The sequence below is a fragment of the Thauera sp. AutoDN2 genome (assembly GCF_051280715.1).
Lineage (GTDB): Bacteria > Pseudomonadota > Gammaproteobacteria > Burkholderiales > Rhodocyclaceae > Thauera.
Genome location: NZ_JBNCAR010000003.1, coordinates 147,784 through 165,666 on the forward strand (window position 1 = coordinate 147,784; position 17,883 = coordinate 165,666).

The following is a 17,883-nucleotide window of genomic DNA, read 5'->3' on the forward strand; positions in this document are numbered from 1 at the left end:
TTTTTGCGGTGCGGGATGACACAATCTCGTCTTCGCGTCGGCGCTTTCCTGCCGCGTTCAATCGGATGTTCTCCCATGCTGGAACTCGTCAGCCTTTCAAAGACGCTCCCCGGGCCGCCGCAGCGCGCCCTCTTCGACCGGCTTTCCCTGCGCGTCGAGGCGGGCGAGTGCGTTGCGATCGTCGGTGAGTCGGGCGTAGGCAAATCGACGCTGCTCAACTGCGTCGCCGGCTTGGAGCCGATCGACAGTGGCAGCATCCGGGTCGGCCCCTCGTCGATCGAGCGGCTGGAGGACGACGCGATGGCGCGCCTGCGGCGCAGCCACTACGGCTTCGTGTTTCAGGCCTTCCACATCCTGCCCCATCTGAACCTGTTGCAGAACGTCGCGCTCCCCTTGTGGTTGCTCGACACGCCTGCAGCGCAGGCCGAGGCGAGCGCTCGTGCGATGCTGGAGCGGGTCGGTCTGGGGGCGCGCGCCCTCGATGCGCCACAGCAACTCTCCGGCGGTGAAATGCAGCGCGTGGCGATCGCGCGCGCCCTGGTGCATCGGCCGCACCTGGTGCTCGCCGACGAACCCACTGGCAACCTCGACCCTGGTCGCGCCGCGGACGTGCTCGATCTGTTGCTGGGCCAGATCCGGGACTCGGGTGCGGCGGGGGTGCTGGTCACGCACTCGCGCGCTGCGGCCGCGCGTGCCGACCGTGTGGTCGAGCTGCGCATGGATGGCTTGCACGACATCACGGTTCGCGCATGAACGCATCACTGCGCCACGTCTTTCTTGCCAGCCTCCTGCGACGCCGGCTCGCCACCGCCTTGTCCCTGCTCGCGATCGCGCTCGGGGTTGCGCTCGGGCTGGCGGTACAACTGATTCACGGCGCGGCGCTCGATGAGTTTGGCCGCGGCATGCGGCTGGTGGCCGGCGAAGCCGATCTGCAACTGGTGGGGCCGCGCGACGGTTTCGATGAGGCGGTGTTCGTGGCGCTGGCGCGGCATCCCGCAGTGGCCGCGGCGAGTCCTATCCTCGAGGTCGAGGCCCGCCTGCCGGGGCGCGAGGACGCCCTGCGCATCCTCGGCGTCGACGTCTTTCGTGTGCTGCGCATGCAGCCGGGGCTGATTCCGCTCGCCGACGATGGGGCAGATGCAGGCGGGCGCTTTGCGGCACTCCAGCCGGGCAGGCTGTTCCTGAGTGACGACGCGCGTGCGCGCCTGCAGGAAGCGGATCGCAGCGGTGATGGTGAGTCGCAGCCGCCTGCGATGCGCGAGAACAGGGTGCTGGTGCAGTCCGGCGTGCGCAGCGTTACGCTAGAGGTCGCCGGGCGCGTCCCGGGTATGGCGGGGGTAATCGGCGTGATGGACATCGCGGCGGCACAGCAGGTGTTTGGCCGTATCGGCACGCTGAGCCGCGTGGATCTGAAGATCGCGCGCGGACTGAGCGTGCCCCAGGCCCTCGCTGCGCTGAACCCGACGCTGCCGCCGGGGCTCGCGCTGCGACCGCCGGAAGCCGCGGCGAGCGAGGTCGGCACGCTCTCGCGCGCCTACCGGGTCAATCTGACCATGCTCGCGGCCATCGCGCTGGTGACCGGCGCGTTTCTGGTGTTTTCGACACAGCTGCTCTCTGTTGCCAGGCGGCGCCGCGAGTTTGCCCTGTTGCGCGCGCTGGGGCTCGAGCGGCGCACGCTGATGCGCGGCCTGCTTGCCGAAGGGGCCGCGGTGGGCCTGGTCGGAGGGCTGCTCGGTGCGGCGCTTGGGCACGCGCTGGCCGCCGGCGCCTTTCATTTCGTGGGGGGAGACCTCGGCGCCGGGTTCTTCCGCGGCCTCGTACCCAGTCTGCACTTCGATACGCTATTGAGCCTTTCCTACCTTGTGCTCGGGGTATGCGCAGGACTGGCCGGGACCTGGCTTCCAGCGCGGGAAGCCGCTCGGGTCGCACCCGCACACGCGCTCAGGGCGGGGGAGCACGAGCGCGGCGGGCTGCCGCAAGGACACACCCGCAGCGGGTACGCCGCGGCGATGGTTGCGCTGGCGGTCCTGGCCTGCCTGCTGCCGCCGTTGCGGGGGATTCCGGTTGGCGGGTATGCGGCGGTCGTGTTCGTGCTGGCGGCCGCCGTGCTCGCGCTGCCGGTGATCGCGCGGCGCGTGCTGCCTCTGCTCGCGAGAGGGCGCACGGTGATCTGGCGGCTTGCACATGCGCGGCTTTCGGGCACGCCTGGGCAGGCGGTCGTGGCGGGTGCGGGGGTGATCGCGAGCGTGGCGCTCGCGGTATCCATGGCGATCATGGTGAGCTCGTTCCGGGTATCGGTCGATGACTGGCTGGCGCAGGTGCTGCCGGCCGATCTGTACATGCGTGCTTCGGTCTCCTCGGGCAGCGGATACCTCGATCCGGCAGCACTGGCAATGATCGCAGCGACCGAGGGCGTGGCGCGCGTGGATACGACACGGCTGATCAACCTGCGGCTGTCGGACGATGAGCCCCTGTTCAGCGTGCTGGCCCGCCCCTCGCAGGGCAACTGGGGGCTGCCGCTGGTCAGCGGTTCCATGGCGCCCCCGGCCCAGGCGGATGGATTGCCGCCGATCTGGGTTTCAGAGGCGGCGGCGGACCGGCACCGGCTTGCACGCGGGGCGGTTTTCGAGCTGCCGCTGGGTGGGCGGATGGTGCGCTTCATCGTTGCGGGGGTATGGCGCGACTACGCCCGCCAGCACGGTGCCGGTCTGATCGAAAGCGCAGATTACGTGCGCCTGACCGGCGATCAACGGGTGAATGATGCGGCCATCCTGCTCCAGCCCGGTGCGGCGCCGCCGGCGGTGGCCGAGGCCCTGCGCACGCGCTTCGGCGCGGAGCACGTGACGATCGCGCTCCCTGGCGAGATCCGGGCACTGAGTCTGGAGATCTTCGATCGCACCTTCCTCATCACCTATCTGATGGAAGCGGTTGCGGTGATGATCGGGCTGTTTGGCATCGCCACGACCTTCGCGGCGCTCGCGGTGACCCGCCAGGGCGAGTTCGGCATGCTCAGGCACCTCGGCTTCACGCGCGGGGAAATCGGCCGCCTGATCGCACTCGAAGGCGCGCTCACCGCGGCGCTGGGGGTGCTCGCAGGCCTTGTGGCTGGGGCGGCGATTGCCTGGATCCTGATCGAGATCATCAACCGCCAGAGTTTTCACTGGAGCATGGAGCTGGCGGTTCCCTGGGGAGCGTTGGCGCTTTTCGTGGCCAGCCTGATCCTGCTCGCGGCGCTGGTGGCCAGGCTCGCCGGCCGCCATGCGATGCAGCGCTCTGCCGTGCTGGCGGTGAAGGCGGACTGGTGAGGAACATGGGGATGCGGATGCTCGGGAAAGGATGGCCTATGGCGGGTAAGGAGAATGCACCGGGCAGGCTGCCGGGGGCCTTGCTGGCCTTCTGTGTCGCGGTGGCGGTACTGCTGAACCCCGCGGTCGCTCGCGCGCAGGCCGATAGGGACGATCCGGACTATCCGGCCGTGCGACCCGGAAGCGCTCTTGTGTTTCCGCAGGATTTCGGCGCGCATCCCGCCTATCGCACCGAGTGGTGGTACATCACCGGCTGGCTGCGGGATGAGGCGGGCAAGGCGCGAGGCTTTCAGCTCACCTTCTTCCGGGTGCGCACCCGCATCGGTGAGGACAATCCGAGCCGCTTCGCGCCCCGGCAACTCGTGCTTGCCCACGCCGCTGTGGCCGATGCCGGACACGGGCGCCTGCGGCATGCCGAGCGCTCGGGACGGGTGTTCCCCGGACTGGTCGAGGCCGAGGAGGGACGTACGTCCGTGCGTGTCGAGGACTGGTTCCTCGAAGGCAGTGCGGACTTGATGGGTGAATACCGGAGCCGGATCGAGGCCGAGGATTTCGCCTTCGAGCTGGAGTTTCACCCGGATCGACCACCGGTGGAGAACGGGCGCGGCGGGTTCAGCCAGAAGGCGCCCGATCCGCTCAACGCCAGCTACTACTACAGCCGCCCACAGCTCGCGGTGCGGGGCAGCCTGCGCGTGGATGGGCGGGACCATGCGGTGGAGGGCAGGGCGTGGCTGGATCATGAGTGGTCGAGCGAGATCCTTCCCGAGAATGCGCGCGGCTGGGACTGGGTCGGGATCAACCTGCACGATGGGGGCAGCCTGATGGGCTTCCAGATGCGCGACGCGAACGGAAACGCGATCTGGGGTGCAGGCACGGTCGGTGATGCACAGGGCGCAACGCAGACGCTCGGGCCTGAAACCCTGCGCTTCACACCCTTGCGCCACTGGCGCTCGCCACGCACCGGGATCGAGTACCCGGTCGAATGGGCGCTTGAGCTGAAGGACGGGTGCCGCTTCGTCATCCGCCCGCTGCTGGACGACCAGGAGCTGGACAGCCGCGCCTCCACGGGCGCTATCTATTGGGAGGGTGCAGTCCGCCTGTATGCGGTCGAACCCACCGGCGAAGTGCACAAGGAAATCGGCGAGGGCTATCTGGAGATGACCGGCTACGCCGAGCGCCTGCGCATGTGATGGCCCCCTCACGCGATCGCGCTGGCATGCACCCGCGCGCGCGTGACAGACGCCCAAGCGGCCGTGTGCGATGCGATAATGGAGCCCTTCCAATCTGGGCAGGAATGGCATTGTGATCCTCGTTACGGGCGGCGCCGGCTTCATCGGCGCAAATTTCGTACTCGACTGGCTGAAGGGTAGTGATGAGCCGGTACTCAACCTGGATGCCCTCACCTACGCGGGCAACCTCGAGAACCTGGCTTCCCTGCAGAACGATCCGCGCCACGTGTTCGTGCATGGCGACATTTGCGACCGGCCGCTGCTGGACCGCCTGTTCGCCGAACATGCGCCGCGGGCCATCGTGCATTTTGCGGCGGAGAGCCATGTCGATCGTTCCATTCACGGGCCGGGCGCGTTCGTCCGCACCAACGTGGAAGGCACCTTCACCCTGCTCGAAGCCGCGCGCGCGTACTGGTCCGGGCTGCCCGCGAATGCGCGCGAGGGATTTCGCTTCCTGCACGTGAGCACCGATGAGGTCTATGGCTCGCTGGGACCGAACGATCCGGCCTTCACCGAGACCAAGACCTACGAGCCGAACAGCCCGTACTCGGCGAGCAAGGCCGCCAGCGACCATCTGGTGCGCGCCTGGCATCACACCTACGGATTGCCGGTGCTGACCACCAACTGCTCGAACAACTATGGTCCCTGCCAGTTTCCGGAGAAGCTGATCCCGCTGATGATCGTCAATGCGCTCGCAGGCAAGCCCCTGCCGGTGTACGGCGACGGGCTCAATGTGCGTGACTGGCTCTACGTGGGGGACCACTGCAGCGCGATCCGCGAGGTGCTCGCGCGCGGGCGCAGCGGGGAAACCTACAACATCGGTGGCTGGAACGAGTTGGCCAACATCGAGATCGTGCGTACCGTATGCGGGCTGCTCGATGCCCTGCGGCCTGATCCAGCCGGAAGCCGTGAGCGGCTGATCGCCCACGTAACAGACCGCCCCGGCCACGATCGCCGGTACGCGATCGACGCGCGCAAGATCGAGCGCGAGCTCGGCTGGCGCCCGGCGGAAACCTTCGCGAGCGGCATCCGCAAGACCGTGGAATGGTATCTCGACAATCCGGCATGGCTGGCGAACGTGCAGAGCGGCGCGTATCGCGACTGGGTCAGCCGCAATTACGCCGAACGTGAGGCCGAGCAATGAAAATCCTGCTCCTCGGCAAGAACGGGCAGGTGGGCTGGGAACTGCAACGCGCACTCGCACCGCTGGGCGAAGTGGTGGCGCTGGATCGGCGTGGCACGGACGGACTGCATGGCGATCTCGAGGATCTGCAGGGGCTGGAAGCGACGGTGCGCAAGCTCGCGCCGGGGATCATCGTCAATGCGGCAGCCTATACGGCGGTGGATAAGGCCGAGACGGACGAAGCGCGGGCCCGGCGGATCAATGCCGATGCGGTTCGGGTGCTCGCCACCGAAGCCGGACGGCTCGGCACCCTGCTGGTGCATTACTCGACCGACTATGTGTTCGACGGCAGTGGCGCGCGGCCTTGGCGCGAGGATGCGCCCACAGGTCCGCTCTCGGTATATGGCCGCAGCAAGCTTGCGGGTGAAGAGGCAATTCGTGCGAGCGCATGCCGTCATCTGATCTTTCGCACCTCCTGGGTCCATGCTGCACGCGGGAATAATTTTCCCCGCACCATGCTGCGCCTGGCGGCCGAGCGCGACAGCCTGCGCGTGATCGCGGATCAGTTCGGCGCACCAACGGGGGCCGAGTTGATTGCCGACGTCAGTGCGCATGCGATCCGCGCAGTCCAGGCCGATCCCGGGCTTGGGGGCCTGTACCACTTGGCCGCCGATGGCGAGACCAGCTGGCACGGCTACGCGCAGTTCGTCATCGAACATGCGCGCCAGATCGGGGTGTTACTCAAGGTGCGTGAGATCGTCCCGATCGGTACGCGCGACTACCCCACCGCTGCCGAGCGGCCGCTCAACTCGCGCCTGGACACCGCGCTGCTGCGCAGCCGCTTCGGCCTCCAACTGCCCGACTGGCGCGATGGCGTGGCCCGCATGCTGCAGGAGATCGCGGGGCGGGAATCCAGCGTGTCGTGAAGGCATACCAGAAGAGACTGAAGGAACAGCACAGAGGACGCCATGACCATCAAGAGCGTGATTCTCTCCGGGGGCTCGGGAACCCGATTGTGGCCGGCTTCGCGCGAGAGCTATCCCAAACAACTGCTGCCGCTCACCGGTGAGCGTTCGCTGCTCCAGGAGACCGCGACGCGGTTGAGAGGCTTTACCGCCGCCGAGGTCGACCCGCGCCCGCTCGTGATCACGAACGAGGAGTATCGCTTCATCATCGCCGAGCAGCTGCGCCAGATCGGGGTGCGTTCGCCGCAGATCGTGCTCGAGCCCGTGGGACGCAATACCGCGCCGGCGCTCACGCTGGCCGCGCTCACCGCAGCGGAGGAGGGGGACCCCATTCTGCTCGTGATGCCGGCGGACCACGTCATCGGTGATCTGGGCGCTTTTCAGCACACGATCGCCGTGGGTGCGGCCGCGGCACGAAGCGGCGCGCTCGTGACCTTCGGCATCGTGCCCGACCGCGCAGAAACGGGATACGGCTACATTCGCGCCGGTGCCGTGCTTGCGGCGGGCGAGGGCGCGCGTACTCTGGAAGAGTTCGTCGAGAAGCCTGACCGGGAGACCGCTGAGCGCTACGTGTCCAGCGGCGAGTACTACTGGAACAGCGGGATCTTCATGATGAAGGCCTCTGTGTGGATGGCTGCCATCACCCACTTCAATCCGGACATGGCGCGCAGCTGCTCCGCAGCGATCGACGGGCGCAGCCAGGATGCCGACTTCGTGCGGCTGGATGCAGCCGCCTTCGAGCGCAGCCCGAGCGATTCGATCGACTATGCGGTGATGGAGAAGCTCGCGACAGCGTCGGATCTGGGGCAGGGCGTGGTCGTTCCGCTCTCGGCCGGCTGGTCCGACGTGGGGGCCTGGGATGCATTGTGGGCCGTGTCGGAGAAGGACGCCGATGGCAACGCCGCACGCGGCGAAGTGATTTTCGAAGGCAGCCACAATACCCTCGTGCACGCCGACAGCCGACTCGTCGCGGCGATCGGATGCGAGGACATGATCGTGGTGGAAACACCCGACGCGGTCATGGTCGCACACAAGACCCGCACCCAGGACGTGAAGAAGGTGGTCGCCCGCCTCAAGGCCGAAGGCCGCAGCCTCACCCAGAGCCACCGCAAGGTGTATCGCCCCTGGGGTTGGTACGACTCGATCGACGCCGGTGAGCGCTTTCAGGTGAAGCGGATCGTGGTCAATCCGGGCGCCAAGCTCAGTCTGCAGATGCACCACCATCGCGCGGAGCACTGGATCGTGGTGCGAGGCACGGCCGAGGTCACCAGCGGCGACAAGACCTTCCTGCTTGCCGAGAACGAGTCGACCTACATTCCGCTTGGACATACGCATCGGCTCTCGAACCCGGGCAAAGTGCCGCTCGAGATCATCGAGGTCCAGTCGGGCAGCTACCTTGGCGAAGACGACATCGTGCGGTTCGAAGACACGTACGGACGGGCGCCGGCGTGACGCCGCCCCTGGGTGGCGGCCAACTCGATGCACCTGCTGGTCTTTCGGACTGCAGGGCTCGGGGCATGCATGCCTGTGTATAATGCGTGCCGCTTCTCGGCACCGCGGGGATGGCGGAATTGGTAGACGCACTGGATTTAGGTTCCAGCGCCGCAAGGCGTGAGAGTTCGAGTCTCTTTCCCCGCACCATCAAGCGCAGCAAGGGTTCGATGGAACAAGGTCGGGATGTGCCGTAAGGTCGGACACATCCCGGCTCTGTTTCGCGTGCCCATGGATAAAAAGCGAAGAATCTGCGTTATGTTAACTTGAAAGTTGCAGCCGTAACGCCGCGGTCTTATAGTCGAGTCGTCTCCCACCCGCATGAGGATGGCCATGTCCAATGTGCCGCCTGGCGATCCGAGGGCTGAGTTCGACTTTCAGCCCCTTATCGACGCCCTGCTTGCCGGCGATCACAAGTTGGCCCTCACCGCGACGCAGGTTCTGATCGATCGGGGGTGTTCGCGCGAACGAATCGTCACCGAAGGCCTCGAGCATGCGATGAGTCGGCTCGATGACAAGTGCACGGTCGATAGCTTCAACCTGCTTGAGATCATGCTGGTCGGGCGCGCAGTGTCCGCGGTTGTCCGTGTGCTGTATCCGGACGGCTATGCCCCGACCGAGGGGCGCGCCACCTTCGTGATTGCGACACTCGAAGGCGATGTGCACGACCTCGGCAAGAACATCGTGCGGATGGTGCTCGTTGGCAAGGGCTTTCGCGTCGTTGATCTCGGGCGTGACTGTCCGGTGGAGAATCTTGTGAGCGCAGCGCAGCGCGAAGACGCGGTTGCCGTCCTCGTGAGTGGCCTGATCAGTCCTGTGGTCAGCCAGGTGCGGAAGGTTCGGCCAGCGCTCTCCGCTGCGGGGCTTGGCGAACTCCCAGTCGTCGCCGGAGGGGCCGCGCTGAAGCAGTTGCAGCCCCGAGCCCTCGATGTCGATTACGTGGCTGAGAATGCCTTCGACGGGGCGCGCTATCTCGAGCGGCTCGTGGAAGCCGATGAACGGTCATGAACAGCCTTGAGCGCATCCTGGCCGCAACCCGCTTTGAGGCCGTCGACCGCCCGCCTCTCGTACCACAGCTGTTCGGGCACGCTGCGGTGAATGCCGGCCTCAGCCTGCGCGCGTACCTCCATGACGGAGCAGCACTTGCATGTGCGCAGTTGGCGGAGCGGGAGCGCTACGGCACCGACGCAGTCTTCGGCTTCATGGATTTCGGGGTTGAGGCTGAGGCGCTCGGCGCAGGGCTGCGCTTCTATGAGGATCGCTACCCCGATATCGTGGATCCGGTGCTCATCCCGGAGGGGGACGCGAATTGCCTGACCCTGCCGGATCCGCAGATCTCCGGCCGGATGCCCGTGTGCCTGGATGGGCTGCGAAGGATGCGTGCTGCGCTCGGTGATAGCGCACTTGTCGCGGGCGCGGTGGCTGGGCCGATGACGCTGAGCGCCCAGTTGTATGGCATCGAAAGCGCCCTGTATGTCGCGATTGACGATCCCCAGCGCTTTTCGGCGACGCTCGATTTTTCGACCCGGCTGGCTATCCTTTTTGCGCGTGCGCAACTCAATGCCGGCGCACATGCCGTCGTCGTGTTTGATCCGGCTGCATCCCCTGCCGTTGTTCCGGCCGCATTCTTCCGTGCGCATCTCCTGCCGAGGCTGACGCAGCTGATGTCCGCATTGCGCCAGGAGGGCGCGGCTTTCACCTGGCTCAACATCGCCGGGCCGACCGCGGGCATCCTCGACTGCTATCCGCGTATCGGCGCCGATATCGCCACCTTCGACTATTACGTTGATGCTGACGAGGCGTGTCGGCTCCTGCCTCGCACCTGTCTTGCAGGCAACCTCAAATCGCTCGATTTCCTCGATGCCGAACCGGAGGCGGTCGAGCAGCAGGCGCGTGCCCTGGTTGCGACCTTCCATGCTCGCGGGGGCTTCCTGCTCTCGAGCGGCTGCGAAATTCCGCCCGAGGCGGCCTCGGCCAACATTTCCGCGATCGGTGCGGCGCTTCGCGGGGACTGAGCAGAATGGCCACCCTGCGCATTCGTGTCGACGGAACGCTACATGCGCTGGCCTTCGATCCTGCAGCCGGGGCAAGCCTGCGCGGTATCCTCGAACCGACGGATTACCGGGTGCGTACCGCCTGTCTTGGCCTGGGGGCATGTGGCCTGTGCCGGATCCGTGTGCTCCGCGGTGACGCCGGTGCGGTCACTGCGGTAGAGCGCGCACAACTGGATGAGGTCCTGCTTCTGGACGGCATCCGGCTGGCCTGCCAGTGCCACCCGATGGCCGATCTCGAGATCGAAGTGTTGAGCCTGGCTGCGCCGACGAACTGGCGTATGCCCGCGGGTGGGCTGAAAGGGTTCGGTCCGCTGCGCTGGACGCCTCCCCTGTCCGGGCATCACCGTGGTGCTCGTCCGCTTGGCGTCGCGGTCGACCTCGGGACCAGCCACATCAGCCTTGCAGTGCTGGATCTCGACAGCGGAAGGCCGCTCACACTGCGCTTCGGTCCGAACCCTCAGCGTGCCCATGGCGCAGACATCATGACGCGGCTGGTCGTGGCCGGCGATGCGGGCCAGGCCGAAACCCTCGCTGCACTGGCTCGAGGTGCGATCGGTGAAGCGCTTGGCGAGATCGCCCGCAGCGAGGGGATTGATCTGGCGCGCATTACCCGCATGACGGTGGTGGGCAACACGGCCATGTTGAGCCTGCTCGCCAACCGCAATCATCAGCAGTTGCTCGAACCTCGAAACTGGTTCGCTCCGGTCGACTGTGCTCCCGCGGACGCGGCCCTTTGGGCGCAGGAGTGGAGCCTCTCCCCCGGGGTTACGATCGAAGTCATTCCACCGCTTGCGGGCTTTGTGGGCTCGGATCTGCTTGCCGGCGTGGTCGCCGAGCGCATGCTGGAGCGCCCTGCTCCATGCTTGCTGATCGATTTCGGCACGAATTCGGAGATGGCCCTGTGGACAGGCAAGACCCTGTGGGTCACTGCCACCGCCGGTGGTCCTGCTTTCGAAGCCAGCGCCGGGCGCGACTGCATTCCTGCCGAAGCCGGCGCGGTCTACCGCGTCCGCGAGGGCGTGGGTGACGCGCTCGAGTGCGACATTGTCGGTGCCGACGAGGCCCGAGGGCTCTGTGGCTCGGGGCTGGTGGATCTGCTAGCGTGCCTGCTGCGGCGCGGGCAGATCAATACCATCGGGCGGTTCGCGGATGGCAGCGAGCGTTTCCATTTCGAAGCCAACGGGCGCGTTCTGAGCCTGGGTTGGCGCGAGATCGATGCGCTGCAGCGGGCGAAGGCTGCGATCGGCGCCGGCGTCGCAGTGCTATGTGAATGCGCGGGCATCAACCCCGCCGAACTGCGTCATCTCCTTGCCGCAGGGCTGTTCGGTCGCCACCTCGATCTGAAAAATGCAGCGCAGATCGGGCTGCTGCCCGCGTTGCCCGCGGGGCGTATCTCGCTCGCCGGCAACACGGCGCTGGCCGGTGCCTGTGCTCTGTTGTTCGCCGAGGGCGCAAGACAGATGCTCGCCGATGCGCGCGGATGCACCCGTTTCGTCAATCTGGGCAACACCGCCGCATTCGACGCGGCGTTCCTGGATCATCTCTTCCTTCAACCGATGAGCATTTCGTCATGAGCGGTCCGCTGCCCGATCCGCGTACGCCGGTCGACGCCGTGGTGCGCACGGCTCAGTATCTCGCTGGCATCGTGTCCTACGAAGGGCTGTGGCCCCAACTCGCACGGGTCGTGCACAACTTCTATGGCGCCGACATCGCTGCCTTTCTGGCACGCGATGCTGGCGGGGAAATTCGCTGCCTGCAATGTGAGCCGGAAAATACAGAGCTTGCGCAGGTGTGCGCTGAGTCGGCCAAGCAGGTGTTCGAAAGCGGCTTTCTCAGCACGGAGGCGCTCAGCCTGCCGGATCCGCACGAATCGATCTTGCTGCCGATCGGCAGGGAGCGTCAGCGCACCGCCTATGTTCTGGTCGCTGCGCACAGGGGGAGGACGCCCCTGCCGCGTGAGACGCTGGACCTCTATCTTGCCCTGGCGGGCTTGATCGAGACCACCCTGGACCGCATCGCATCGCAACACCGTTTTCTGAGCATGGCGGACAACGTGCCGGAACTGCTCTTTCAGATGGTCGAGCAGGATGGCGCGTGGCGCTTCAGCTACGCGAGTGGTGGCGCTCGTGCGGCCCTCGGCCTTCAGGCGCAGGATCTGCTTGACCGCCCCGCCCTGCTCTTTGCCGGATTGGACGACGGTCAGCAAACTCGATTGTCCGAGGCGCTTCGTGAAAGTGAAGCGGGCAGGCGCTTGCATATTCCACTGCGCTGGACTGCGCCGGATGGGAACCTGCGCCATCTGCTGCTCGATGCCGCCAGCGCCACCGGCGAGCAAGGTCGACCGGTATGGGATGGTGCATTGCGTGACATCAGTGAGCAGGTCCGGCTTGAGGAAGAAAGCCGCCGCAACCTGCTGCGCCTGAACAGGAGTATGGAAGACGCCATTCAGGCGATCGCAACCACGATCGAGAAACGCGACCCCTACACGGCTGGCCATCAGCGCCGCGTTTCGGATCTCGCGGCGCGGCTTGCCATGGCGCTGGGTATGCCGGAAGAGCAGGTCCATGGCATCCGGCTGACCGCGGCAATCCACGACATCGGAAAGATCCATGTGCCGGCCGAGATCCTCAGTTTTCCCGGACCGCTGCCGGAAATCGAATTTGCCCTCATCCGCACGCACCCGGAGGTGGGCTACCAGATCCTGAAAAACGTGGACTTTCCATGGCCTGTCGCAGAGATGGTCTATCAACACCACGAACATCTTGACGGGACGGGCTATCCGCGAGGCTTGCGCGGGGACGAAATCATGATTGGTGCCCGCATCATCACCGTAGCGGATGTAGTGGAGGCGATCGCGCTGTATCGTCCGTATCGTCCGGGTCTGGGCGTGGATACGGCACTTGACGAGATCACTCGCAACCGTGGCACACGCTATGATCCACAGGTAGTGGATGTATGCCTCGAACTGTTCAGGGACAGGGGTTACAACTTCCCGGACGGCGTAGATCTTGGCAGTCTGTTCTCGCGCCGGCCCTCACCCGCCCGAACGGAGGCATGAACGCTCGATGGCAGGCGTGGCGTTCCGGATTGCAGCCCCCTGCTCCTGCACGTTGCCCTGCCTGGGGTGAACGGACAACGCCGACCAAAGGCCGGCGTTTCTTGTCTGGTGGGCGGTACTGGGATCGAACCAGTGACCCCTGCCGTGTGAAGGCAGTGCTCTACCGCTGAGCTAACCGCCCGATCGGAAAATCTGATCGGTGTTCTGGAGGAGACAACGCGAACGTTGGTGGGCGGTACTGGGATCGAACCAGTGACCCCTGCCGTGTGAAGGCAGTGCTCTACCGCTGAGCTAACCGCCCGCCAGAAAAGAGGGCGCATTTTAGGAGGCGGCCAGGCTCGCGTCAAGCACATGCCATCAGAACATGCCATGAAATCGCAAGCCTTTGCGCAGCCAGTGGTGGTCGGTCTGGCGCGGCGCGGGAAAAACACAGGGGCGACCTCCTGTCTTCGGAGACGGCCCCTGGTGTACGACGCGTGGGATTACTTCTTGCCGGCAGGCTTCTGGGCACCCGTCACAGCCTTCACGGCCGCTTCGGTCGCTGCAGCCATATTGGCTTCAGCGGTGGTCGCAGCCTGTTTGGCAGCCTTCGAGGCGTTCTCGTACAGGGTACTTGCGCTCTCCATGGCCGACTTGACTGCGGCGAACACGCTCTCGGAGCCAGCAGGAGCCTGCTTTGCAGCCTGCTCCAGCATGTTGTTGAAGTTACGGTTAAGTTCGGCGATCTGATCTTCGAACAGACCTGAGACTTCTTCCTGGCCCTCGGTGGCGATCTGCTGCACGCTGCGGGCGTACGCAACGGCCTTGTCGATCATCGGCTTGGTCAGCTCGGCCTGCAGGCTGGCCAGTTGTTGGGGATCTTTTGCCTCGGCCAGCTTGCGGGTCGTGGCCACGCTGTCTTCCAGCACGGAGCGAACGGCGTTCAGGTTCAGTTCGGCAAGACGCTCGGCGCGCGACAGCGCGCTGTTGGCGAGCGCAACCAGCTTTTCGAGGTTGGCCTGGCTCACAGCTGCAAACTGCTCGGGGGACTGGATCTTCGTCATTTAAATGCTCCTTGGCTGGACAAGCGGATTGGATGATTCCTTGCAGCATCCGGAAGCGCAATGCTGCGCTGCAACAATCAGAATCCTAGTGCGCAGCGGAAGACATGTCAAACGTTTTGTGCACCGCACCATCGTCCCTGCTCGCCCGCTGAATCGTATCCTCAGGTCAGCGCTCGCTGGGGGCGCCTTTGGGCTTTCCAGCTGGCGTCGCAGGGTCTTCAGGGTCGATGCCCCAGTCCCCGTAGGTATACCAATCCTCGCCCAGCAGTTCGGAAGGATGTTGCGTGCGTCCCGAGCCATTCCCGCATCCCAGCGCGTCAGCCGGACAGTATTTGTCGCAGCCCCAGCAGATGCGCTCAGGGTTTTTGGGGTGTAGCGGGAATTTCTTCGCCATGGATTTCTCCAGCATGCGCAGGTCCACAGGCGCCAGTCCCGCGCCTGGAAGGTCCCAAAACGGTACTGGCCCGTTGCAAGTGCAAGCATGCAAAAGACAAAGCCCGGGGCAGGCCCGGGCTTCGGTGTTATTGGTGGGTGCTGACGGGGTCGAACCGCCGACATTCGCCTTGTAAGGGCGACGCTCTACCAACTGAGCTAAGCACCCGCGCTGCAACCCGGATCGGGCCGGATTCGCAAAGTGCATCAGTTTACCGAATCCTTGAGCCCTTTGCCAGCGCGGAATTTGGGTACCTTGGCCGCCTTGATCTTGATGTCCTTTCCCGTCCGCGGATTGCGTCCGCTGCGTGCGGCACGTTCTCCCACATAAAAGCTGCCAAAACCAACCAGCGTGACAGTCTCCGTGCGCTGGAGGGCTTCGGTCACGGCAGCGACTGTGGCCTCGAGCGCTCGTGCTGCATCAGCCTTGGTCATGCCTGCCTTTTCCGCAATGTTTGCAACCAGTTCCTGTTTGTTCACTTGACCCCTCCGGAGACGAACCGCATGGAAAAGAGTGCAGACCGGCCAGAACTGATGGCCACTGCAACCTGGATGACAGTTTGCATATGGGGAGTTTTATAGCGCGGTGAATTCCGCGCTGTCAACGCGCGTGTCCTGTCGTGTTGCCCAGAAGCACGATGGATGCAGGACGCATTGCACAAAAAAGCCGCACGCCGAAGATACGGCATGCGGCCTTCTTGCCGCTACCACAGAGACTGGCTTTCTCAGTGCGCGTGACGCGAGGATGCGGCCTCGTCCGAGGCTGGTGGCACGGCTGCAGCCTCGGGTTCCTCGGGCAGGGGTTCCGGGTTGCGTTCGAGCGCGAGTTCAAGGACCTTGTCGATCCACTTCACCGGCACGATTTCAATCGCGTTCTTGATGTTGTCGGGAATCTCCGCGAGGTCCTTGACGTTCTCCTCGGGAATCAGCGCGGTACGGATGCCTCCACGCACGGCGGCAAGCAGCTTCTCCTTGAGTCCGCCGATCGCCAGCACCTCGCCACGGAGCGTGATTTCACCGGTCATGGCGACGTCGCAACGCACGGGGATGCCGGTGAGCACGGACACCAGCGCAGTGGAGATCGCGATGCCCGCCGAGGGGCCATCCTTCGGAATCGCGCCCTCCGGCAGGTGAATGTGGATGTCGCTCTTTTGATAGAACTCGGGATCGATACCAAGGGAGCGCGCGCGGCGACGCACCACCGACAGCGCAGCCTGGATCGACTCCTGCATCACCTCGCCCAGCTTGCCGGTGGTGAGCACCTTGCCCTTACCCGGGAGTTGCACGGCTTCAACGGTAAGCAACTCTCCACCGACCTCGGTCCACGCCAGTCCAGTCACCTGGCCGATCTGGTTTTCCTTTTCGGCCATGCCGAAGCTGTGCTTGCGCACGCCGAGGAACTTGTCGAGATTCTTGGCGTTGACGACGATCTTGCTGCTGCGCGGCTTGAGCACGAGCTGCTTGACCACCTTACGGCACACCTTCGAGATCTCGCGCTCGAGGCTGCGCACACCCGCCTCGCGGGTGTAGTAGCGCACGATGTCGCGCAGCGCCTCTTCGGTGACGGAGAGTTCGTCCTGCTTGAGGCCGTTGTTCTTCATCTGCTTGGGCAGCAGATAGCGCTGAGCGATATTGACCTTCTCGTCTTCCGTGTACCCCGATAGCCGGATGACCTCCATGCGGTCGAGCAGCGCCGCCGGAATGTTCAGCGTATTGGCCGTGGCGACGAACATCACGTCGGAAAGATCGAAGTCGACCTCGACGTAGTGGTCCTGGAAGGTGTGATTCTGCTCGGGATCCAGCACCTCCAGCAGTGCCGACGAGGGGTCGCCACGGAAGTCCATGCCCAGCTTATCCACCTCATCCAGCAGGAAGAGCGGATTCTTGACGCCGACCTTGCTCATGTTCTGCAGGATCTTGCCCGGCATCGAGCCGATGTAGGTGCGACGATGACCACGGATCTCGGCCTCGTCCCGCACACCGCCCAGCGCCATGCGGATGAACTTGCGGTTGGTCGCCTTAGCGATCGACTGGCCGAGCGAGGTCTTGCCCACCCCCGGGGGGCCAACCAGGCACAGGATCGGCGCCTTGACCTTGTCGACACGCTGCTGCACGGCGAGATATTCGAGGATGCGTTCCTTGACGCGCTCAAGGCCGTAGTGGTCCTTGTCGAGCACCTTCTCGGCCTCGCCGAGGTCCTTGCTTACGCGCGACTTCTTCTTCCAGGGCAGGCCGATCAGGGTGTCGATGTAGTTGCGCACGACCGTAGCTTCGGCCGACATCGGCGACATCAGGCGCAGCTTCTTGAACTCGGCTTCGGCCTTGGCAAGGGCTTCCTTCGGCATGCCCGCCGAGCGGATCTTCTTCTCCATTTCGTCGAGGTCGGCGCCGTCCTCGCCTTCACCGAGTTCCTTCTGGATCGCCTTGACCTGCTCGTTCAGGTAGTACTCGCGCTGGCTCTTCTCCATCTGGCGCTTGACGCGGCCACGGATGCGCTTTTCGACCTGCAGGATGTCCAGTTCGCCCTCGAGCTGGCTCAACAACTTGTCGAGTCGCTCGGCCGTATCGGACATCTCGAGCACCTCCTGCTTGTGCTCGAGCTTGAGCGGCAGATGTGCGGCAATCGTGTCGGCCAGCCGGCCCGCGTCTTCGATGCCCTGCAGCGAGCCGAGGATCTCGGGCGGAATCTTCTTGTTGAGCTTAACGTACTGGTCGAACTGCGAGATGATTGCGCGCCGCATGGCTTCGAGCTCATGAGTGGCATGCTCTGCGGCCGGAACCGGGCGTACCGTGGCAACGAAAACGCTGCGCAGATCTTCGACCTTTTCGATGTGTGCCCGCTGCACACCTTCGACCAGCACCTTGATGGTGCCGTCCGGCAGCTTGAGCATCTGCAGGATGTTTGCGATGCAGCCGATGCTGTACAGGTCTTCGACCGAGGGTTCGTCCTTGGCAGCTGATTTTTGCGCCACGAGCAGGATGCTCTTGCCTGCCTCCATGGCGTTTTCGAGCGCCTTGATACTCTTGGGGCGGCCCACGAAGAGCGGGATGACCATGTGCGGAAACACCACCACATCCCGCAGTGGCAGGAGCGGCATTTCCATCGCTTCGTTGGGGAGGTCAGCAGGACCCGACATTTTTTCTTTCCTTAAGCAAAAGGTCACACCCATGTATGGGCGTGAC

General features: G+C 64.9%; 13 protein-coding genes, 4 tRNA genes and 1 pseudogene. 11 read left to right on the top strand and 7 right to left on the bottom strand.

The genetic code is table 11. From position 1 onward, the window contains the following. The first annotated feature begins 75 nt into the window (after window positions 1-75). The 11 genes from ACPT9U_RS03355 (at window position 76) to ACPT9U_RS03405 (ending at window position 13,225) form a co-directional block, all read left to right on the top strand. Complete coding sequence (locus ACPT9U_RS03355) at window positions 76-753, top strand: ABC transporter ATP-binding protein (RefSeq protein WP_435749877.1); 678 nt, start codon at window positions 76-78, stop codon at window positions 751-753. Further along, window positions 750-3,305 carry an FtsX-like permease family protein gene (locus ACPT9U_RS03360; protein ID WP_435749878.1) on the top strand — a complete coding sequence of 852 codons (2,556 nt, stop codon included), beginning with the start codon at window positions 750-752 and terminating at the stop codon, window positions 3,303-3,305. Before ACPT9U_RS03355 ends, ACPT9U_RS03360 begins: the two co-directional genes overlap by 4 nt. A 38-nt stretch (window positions 3,306-3,343) precedes the next feature. Continuing rightward, complete coding sequence (locus ACPT9U_RS03365; protein WP_435749879.1) at window positions 3,344-4,495, top strand: lipocalin-like domain-containing protein; 1,152 nt, start codon at window positions 3,344-3,346, stop codon at window positions 4,493-4,495. Window positions 4,496-4,607: 112 nt separating this feature from the next. Next, complete coding sequence (rfbB, locus tag ACPT9U_RS03370) at window positions 4,608-5,678, top strand: dTDP-glucose 4,6-dehydratase (protein WP_435749880.1); 1,071 nt, start codon at window positions 4,608-4,610, stop codon at window positions 5,676-5,678. After that, window positions 5,675-6,583 (top strand): dTDP-4-dehydrorhamnose reductase, encoded by a 909-nt coding sequence (gene rfbD, locus ACPT9U_RS03375; protein ID WP_435749881.1) that lies wholly within the window; start codon window positions 5,675-5,677, stop codon window positions 6,581-6,583. Before rfbB ends, rfbD begins: the two co-directional genes overlap by 4 nt. A 42-nt stretch (window positions 6,584-6,625) precedes the next feature. Then, a complete protein-coding gene (locus tag ACPT9U_RS03380; protein WP_435749882.1) occupies window positions 6,626-8,074 on the top strand; it encodes a mannose-1-phosphate guanylyltransferase/mannose-6-phosphate isomerase in 1,449 nt (482 codons plus the stop codon). A gap of 104 nt (window positions 8,075-8,178) precedes the next feature. Next, window positions 8,179-8,263: transfer RNA gene (locus ACPT9U_RS03385), tRNA-Leu, on the top strand. A 183-nt stretch (window positions 8,264-8,446) separates the two neighbouring features. After that, complete coding sequence (locus ACPT9U_RS03390) at window positions 8,447-9,121, top strand: cobalamin B12-binding domain-containing protein (RefSeq protein WP_435749883.1); 675 nt, start codon at window positions 8,447-8,449, stop codon at window positions 9,119-9,121. After that, window positions 9,118-10,128, top strand: coding sequence for a uroporphyrinogen decarboxylase family protein (locus tag ACPT9U_RS03395; protein WP_435749884.1), 1,011 nt, complete (start codon window positions 9,118-9,120; stop codon window positions 10,126-10,128). Before ACPT9U_RS03390 ends, ACPT9U_RS03395 begins: the two co-directional genes overlap by 4 nt. A 5-nt stretch (window positions 10,129-10,133) precedes the next feature. Beyond that, the gene (locus tag ACPT9U_RS03400) at window positions 10,134-11,741 is read left to right on the top strand and encodes an ASKHA domain-containing protein (RefSeq protein ID WP_435749885.1); all 1,608 of its coding nucleotides are present in this window, start codon (window positions 10,134-10,136) and stop codon (window positions 11,739-11,741) included. Further along, window positions 11,738-13,225: an HD-GYP domain-containing protein gene (locus ACPT9U_RS03405; RefSeq protein ID WP_435749886.1), complete on the top strand. Its 1,488-nt coding sequence runs from the start codon at window positions 11,738-11,740 to the stop codon at window positions 13,223-13,225. Before ACPT9U_RS03400 ends, ACPT9U_RS03405 begins: the two co-directional genes overlap by 4 nt. Before the next feature lie 106 nt (window positions 13,226-13,331). Here ACPT9U_RS03405 and ACPT9U_RS03410 read toward each other — a convergent pair. From ACPT9U_RS03410 to lon, 7 genes and pseudogenes are all read right to left on the bottom strand, one after another. Next, window positions 13,332-13,406, bottom strand: a tRNA-Val gene (locus ACPT9U_RS03410). Between the two features lie 45 nt (window positions 13,407-13,451). Then, window positions 13,452-13,526: transfer RNA gene (locus tag ACPT9U_RS03415), tRNA-Val, on the bottom strand. Between the two features lie 181 nt (window positions 13,527-13,707). After that, on the bottom strand, window positions 13,708-14,268 hold the full coding sequence (locus ACPT9U_RS03420) for a phasin family protein (protein ID WP_418362773.1): 561 nt from the start codon (window positions 14,266-14,268) through the stop codon (window positions 13,708-13,710). 166 nt (window positions 14,269-14,434) lie between these two features. Then, a complete protein-coding gene (locus tag ACPT9U_RS03425) occupies window positions 14,435-14,677 on the bottom strand; it encodes a DUF3079 domain-containing protein (RefSeq protein ID WP_435749887.1) in 243 nt (80 codons plus the stop codon). A 116-nt stretch (window positions 14,678-14,793) separates the two neighbouring features. Then, window positions 14,794-14,869 (bottom strand) — tRNA-Val (locus tag ACPT9U_RS03430). 38 nt (window positions 14,870-14,907) lie between these two features. Next, window positions 14,908-15,198: pseudogene (locus ACPT9U_RS03435) on the bottom strand (HU family DNA-binding protein); the annotation flags it as partial. A gap of 227 nt (window positions 15,199-15,425) precedes the next feature. Beyond that, window positions 15,426-17,837, bottom strand: a complete 2,412-nt coding sequence (gene lon, locus ACPT9U_RS03440) for an endopeptidase La (protein ID WP_435749888.1) — start codon at window positions 17,835-17,837, stop codon at window positions 15,426-15,428. Window positions 17,838-17,883 lie beyond the last annotated feature (46 nt).

Coding starts and splice junctions, on each gene's coding strand:
- ACPT9U_RS03360 (WP_435749878.1), top strand. CDS start 750: ATGAACGCATCACTGCGCCACGTCTTTCTTGCCAGCCTCCTGCGACGC.
- ACPT9U_RS03365 (WP_435749879.1), top strand. CDS start 3,344: ATGGCGGGTAAGGAGAATGCACCGGGCAGGCTGCCGGGGGCCTTGCTG.
- ACPT9U_RS03420 (WP_418362773.1), bottom strand. CDS start 14,268: ATGACGAAGATCCAGTCCCCCGAGCAGTTTGCAGCTGTGAGCCAGGCC.
- rfbD (WP_435749881.1), top strand. CDS start 5,675: ATGAAAATCCTGCTCCTCGGCAAGAACGGGCAGGTGGGCTGGGAACTG.
- ACPT9U_RS03355 (WP_435749877.1), top strand. CDS start 76: ATGCTGGAACTCGTCAGCCTTTCAAAGACGCTCCCCGGGCCGCCGCAG.
- ACPT9U_RS03395 (WP_435749884.1), top strand. CDS start 9,118: ATGAACAGCCTTGAGCGCATCCTGGCCGCAACCCGCTTTGAGGCCGTC.
- ACPT9U_RS03405 (WP_435749886.1), top strand. CDS start 11,738: ATGAGCGGTCCGCTGCCCGATCCGCGTACGCCGGTCGACGCCGTGGTG.
- ACPT9U_RS03380 (WP_435749882.1), top strand. CDS start 6,626: ATGACCATCAAGAGCGTGATTCTCTCCGGGGGCTCGGGAACCCGATTG.
- ACPT9U_RS03400 (WP_435749885.1), top strand. CDS start 10,134: ATGGCCACCCTGCGCATTCGTGTCGACGGAACGCTACATGCGCTGGCC.
- lon (WP_435749888.1), bottom strand. CDS start 17,837: ATGTCGGGTCCTGCTGACCTCCCCAACGAAGCGATGGAAATGCCGCTC.
- ACPT9U_RS03425 (WP_435749887.1), bottom strand. CDS start 14,677: ATGCTGGAGAAATCCATGGCGAAGAAATTCCCGCTACACCCCAAAAAC.
- ACPT9U_RS03390 (WP_435749883.1), top strand. CDS start 8,447: ATGTCCAATGTGCCGCCTGGCGATCCGAGGGCTGAGTTCGACTTTCAG.